This is a genomic window from Streptomyces sp. ID05-39B (assembly GCF_033794725.1).
Lineage (GTDB): Bacteria > Actinomycetota > Actinomycetes > Streptomycetales > Streptomycetaceae > Streptomyces > Streptomyces bobili.
Window position 1 is genome coordinate 1 of sequence record NZ_JARGEF010000421.1, and the last position, 3841, is coordinate 3841.

Genomic DNA, 3841 nt, shown 5'->3' on the forward strand with positions numbered 1-3841 from the left:
GTTGTCTCCCCGGGGACCGGGGTTGCCGACGGAGTCGGCGGCGGTGGCGGGACGGCGGGCGCTGGGGCTGGGTCGAGCCGCGACAATGTGGGTGCGCGCGCTTGACCGGGCGCGACGGAAACGGAACGGGAAACGGGGATCACATGGCAAACGGTGACGAAACAAGCGACACGTCCGACAGCGCCGGGGCCACTCCCGCCGCGCCGATCGGACTCGCGGCCGGAGTGGGGATCGGCACGGCCCTCGGGGTCGCGCTGGGTCTCACCGTCTTCGACAACCTCGGGCTCGGCCTCTCCCTCGGCATCTGCCTGGGCACGGCCATCGGCGCGGGAGCCGACGCGGGCGCGGGCGTTGCGCGCAAGCGCGGGAAGACCGGGGAGACGCCCCGGCAGGCGGGCGAGGCCCCGGAGTAGGAGGACGGGGGCTGTCAGTGGTACCGGTTACGGTCCCGCGCATGACCGAAGCCTCCGATTTCCTCACCGCCACCCGTACCTTCTACGACGCCATCGCCGAGGACTACGCCGATCACTTCCGCGACCTGCACGCGAAGCTCCCCTGGGACCGGGCCGTGTTCGCGCTGTACGCCGAACTCGTGGGCGTGGGCGGGAAGGTGGTTGATCTCGGGTGCGGGCCGGGGCGGGTGACCGGGCACCTCGCGTCGCTGGGGCTGTCCATGTCCGGCCTCGACCTGTCGGAGTCGATGCTGACGGTGGCGCGGCGGGAGAATCCGGGACTCCGGTTCGAGCGGGGTTCGATGCTGGAGCTGGGGTACGAGGACGGCTCACTGGACGGGGTCGTCTCCTGGTACTCGTCCATCCACACGCCCGCTGAGCGGCTGCCCCACCTCCTCGCCGAGTTCCGGCGGGTCCTGAAGCCCGGCGGGCACGCTCTCCTCGCCTTCCAGGTCGGTGAGGAGCCCAGGCACCTCGAACAGCCGTGGGGCCACCCGGTGTCCCTGGACTTCCACCGCCGCACACCGGAGGGAATGGCCGGACTGCTTGCCGAAGCCGGTTTCTCCGTGCCTTCCCGGACGGTCCGCGCACCGGAGCCCGAACTCGACGAGAAGGTGCCGCAGGCCTACCTGGTGGCCCGCGCCTAGAGAGCCCGGCCGGAGAGAGAGCAGCTCCTAGGGCGTGTTTCGAAAGTAGCGTCGTCTGCCCGAAGGGCAGGCCGGGCGGCGTCTGGTGCGTGCGATCGCAAGGCGGAGGGTCGTCCCGATACTGGTTGTATCGGGATGATCCCGACAACGCGGCGAGCGTGCGTGCCAGGCGTCGCCCGGCAGGCGGGACTTTCGAAACACGCCCTAGAGGACCCCCGCGAGGTCCAGCGCGGCCAGGTAGCCGAAGGTCATCGCGGGGCCGATCGTCGAACCGGCGCCGGCGTAGCTGTGGCCCATCACGGCCGCGCTGGCGTTTCCGGCGGCGTAGAGGCAGGGGATCGGAGTGCCGTCGGAGCGCAGGACGCGGGCGCGGGCGTCGGTGCGCAGGCCGCCCTTGGTGCCGAGGTCGCCGGGGACGATCCGGAAGGCGTGGAAGGGCGGCAGCCAGAGCGGGGCCAGGCAGGAGTTCGGGAGGACGGCGGGGTCCGTGTAGTAGTGGTCGTACACGCTGTCGCCGCGGCCGAAGTCGGTGTCCTGGCCGCGCAGGGCGAGGGAGTTGAAGCGGTCCACGGTGGCGCGCAGGGCGGCGGGCGGGACGCCGACGGCGGTGGCGAGGCCGTCCCAGGTCCAGGACTTGTGCGCCGCTCCGGAGCTGTACCAGTCGTCGGGGAGGGGCAGGGTCGGGGCGACGTCCTTGAACAGATACCGGTTGCGGTAGTTCTGATCGACGATCAGCCAGGCCGGGATGGCCGGGTCGGTGGGGTGGCGGTCGTACATGGTGTGGACGACGTCGCTGTAGGGGGCGGCCTCGTTGACGAAGCGGGCGCCGGAGCGGTCGACGAGGAGGCCGCCGGGGAGGGTGCGTTCGGCGAGGCAGAAGTACGGCCGGCCGGGGACCGGGATGGTCGGTCCCCACCATGCGTCGTCCATCAACGCGACGGACCCGCCGACGCGTTGCCCGGCGCGGATGCCGTCTCCCGTGTTCTCCTTCGCGCCGACGGTCCACTCCGTGCCGATCGGCTGACGCTGGTACTGCGCCCGCATGGCCGCGTTGTGCTCGAAGCCGCCGGACCCGACGACGACTCCGCGCCGGGCGCGCACGAGCCCGGTGGCACCGTCGCGCGTGACGACCGCGCCCGTCACCCTCCCGCCCTCCACACGCAGGTCGGTGAGCGGGGTGCTCAGCCACACCGGCACCCCGGCCAAGAGCAGCCCGGCACGCAGGCCGGCCGCCAGGGACTGCCCCATGGTGAGCGGCTTCTGCCCGAGCAGGGCGGCCTTGGTCCCGCGCGCCAGGCACTCGGCGGCGACGGCGGCACCCCGCACGCTCACGGCGGCCAGCGCCAGCCACTTGTAGTCGGCGCTGAACACGACCATCCCGGCCGGGAGTTGCATGTACGGCGGGTTGAGGCGGGCGAGTTCGGCGCCCAGTACGTTGCCGTCGAGCTGGTCGGGTTCGACTGACCGTCCGCCCGGCAGGCCACCGGGCAGCTCCGGGTAGTAGTCGCTGTATCCGTCCATCCAGCGGAACCGCAGCGGGCTGTTGGCCATGACGAAGGAGAGCATCGCGGGCCCGTGGGCGAGGAAGGCGGCCTGCCGGTCGGCTGCGACCTCCGGTCCGACGACGGCCTTGAGGTAGGCGGCGGCCTTCGCGGGCGTGTCCGGGACGCCCGCCGCGAGGATGACCGGGTTGTTGGGAATCCAGATCCCGGCCCCCGACCGTGCCGCCGACCCCCCGAAGGTGGCCGCCTTCTCCACGACCACACAGCTCAGCCCGTGCTTGGCGGCGGTCAGCGCGGCGGTCATCCCGGCGGCCCCCGACCCGATGACGACGACGTCGTAGGTGCCGAGAAGGGGCGGTTCGGCGGCGGAGGCGGTGACCTGCGCCCCGGCCTGCGTCCCGGCGGCCAGGGCGAGCCCCGCCCCCGCGCCGAGCACTTTCCTCCGGGACGGGCGGGACGCGTCGGACGATGCGAGTGCGGCTCTGTCGGCGCCTGAGGGCACGGCGGCCCTCCCTCCAGCCTGAGGGGAACAGGGGCCGGGACTGTCGCGCGGGGGTCTTGGGAAGTCAAGGCCTATGCGACGGCGCCGAGGATTCTGCGGCAGTCGTCCCAGGCGGCCCCGCTCAGCAGGGGCCGCAAGCGGGTGAACAGGGTGAGCAGGTCGGGCCCCCATCGTTCGCGGAAGGCGGGGTCCAGGTCGGCGAGGTCGAGTTCGTTGGCCGCCGTGAGATCGGCGAAGTCGTGGAGCAGGCGGGGCACGGATATGCGGCGGGTGCCCGTGAAACGGTCGTGGAAGCGCGGGTCGGGTCCGGCCGGCGTCGGGTAGGACGCCTTCCGGTCACAGCTCGCGTAGAAGTACACGATCGCCTCCGCCTCCTCGCCGATCACCGCGACGAGTTCACCGCGGCGGTCCACCGGGAGCAGGGCCGAGGGGAAACCGTCGGTGCCGTAGAAGGCGTGGCAGAGCCCGGCGAGCTGGAGCTCCGGGCCGGCGCCCCAGTCGGCGAGCCGGGAACGTACGCGGAGCAGGTGGGCCAGGAGCGTGCCGCCGGGGTGCGCGAGCGTCCCCGCGCCCAGCTCACGCAGCAGCGCCTCGGCCCGGCCGAGCGCTTCTTCTTCCCCCATGCCGAAGCACCTCTTCCCCTACAAGCATTCTCCCCGTGCCGTCAGCGGGAGTTCGGCCCAGACCGCCTTGCCCACGTCACGCTCGCTCTACACCCCACCCTGAACCCCACCGGCC

Annotated in this window: 4 protein-coding genes; 2 read left to right on the plus strand and 2 right to left on the minus strand. The window is 72.6% G+C overall.

Features of this window, described 5'->3' with window-relative positions; all coding sequences use genetic code 11:
• Positions 1-143 precede the first annotated feature (143 nt).
• Together P1P75_RS40420 and P1P75_RS40425 are read left to right on the plus strand one after the other, a co-directional pair.
• Positions 144-413 (plus strand): hypothetical protein, encoded by a 270-nt coding sequence (locus P1P75_RS40420; RefSeq protein WP_319264736.1) that lies wholly within the window; start codon positions 144-146, stop codon positions 411-413.
• A 41-nt stretch (positions 414-454) separates the two neighbouring features.
• Positions 455-1099, plus strand: a complete 645-nt coding sequence (locus tag P1P75_RS40425) for a methyltransferase domain-containing protein (RefSeq protein WP_319264738.1) — start codon at positions 455-457, stop codon at positions 1097-1099.
• 204 nt (positions 1100-1303) lie between these two features.
• Here P1P75_RS40425 and kstD read toward each other — a convergent pair whose 3' ends face one another.
• Both kstD and P1P75_RS40435 read right to left on the minus strand, forming a co-directional pair.
• On the minus strand, positions 1304-3037 hold the full coding sequence (gene kstD, locus P1P75_RS40430; protein WP_319264742.1) for a 3-oxosteroid 1-dehydrogenase: 1734 nt from the start codon (positions 3035-3037) through the stop codon (positions 1304-1306).
• 137 nt (positions 3038-3174) lie between these two features.
• Positions 3175-3726 carry a DUF6817 domain-containing protein gene (locus tag P1P75_RS40435; protein ID WP_319264740.1) on the minus strand — a complete coding sequence of 184 codons (552 nt, stop codon included), beginning with the start codon at positions 3724-3726 and terminating at the stop codon, positions 3175-3177.
• Between the last annotated feature and the right edge of the window lie 115 nt (positions 3727-3841).

What these genes read in the sequence shown, in the direction of transcription:
- P1P75_RS40435 (WP_319264740.1), bottom strand. Translation starts at nt 3,726, where the DNA reads ATGGGGGAAGAAGAAGCGCTCGGCCGGGCCGAGGCGCTGCTGCGTGAG.
- P1P75_RS40420 (WP_319264736.1), top strand. Translation starts at nt 144, where the DNA reads ATGGCAAACGGTGACGAAACAAGCGACACGTCCGACAGCGCCGGGGCC.
- P1P75_RS40425 (WP_319264738.1), top strand. Translation starts at nt 455, where the DNA reads ATGACCGAAGCCTCCGATTTCCTCACCGCCACCCGTACCTTCTACGAC.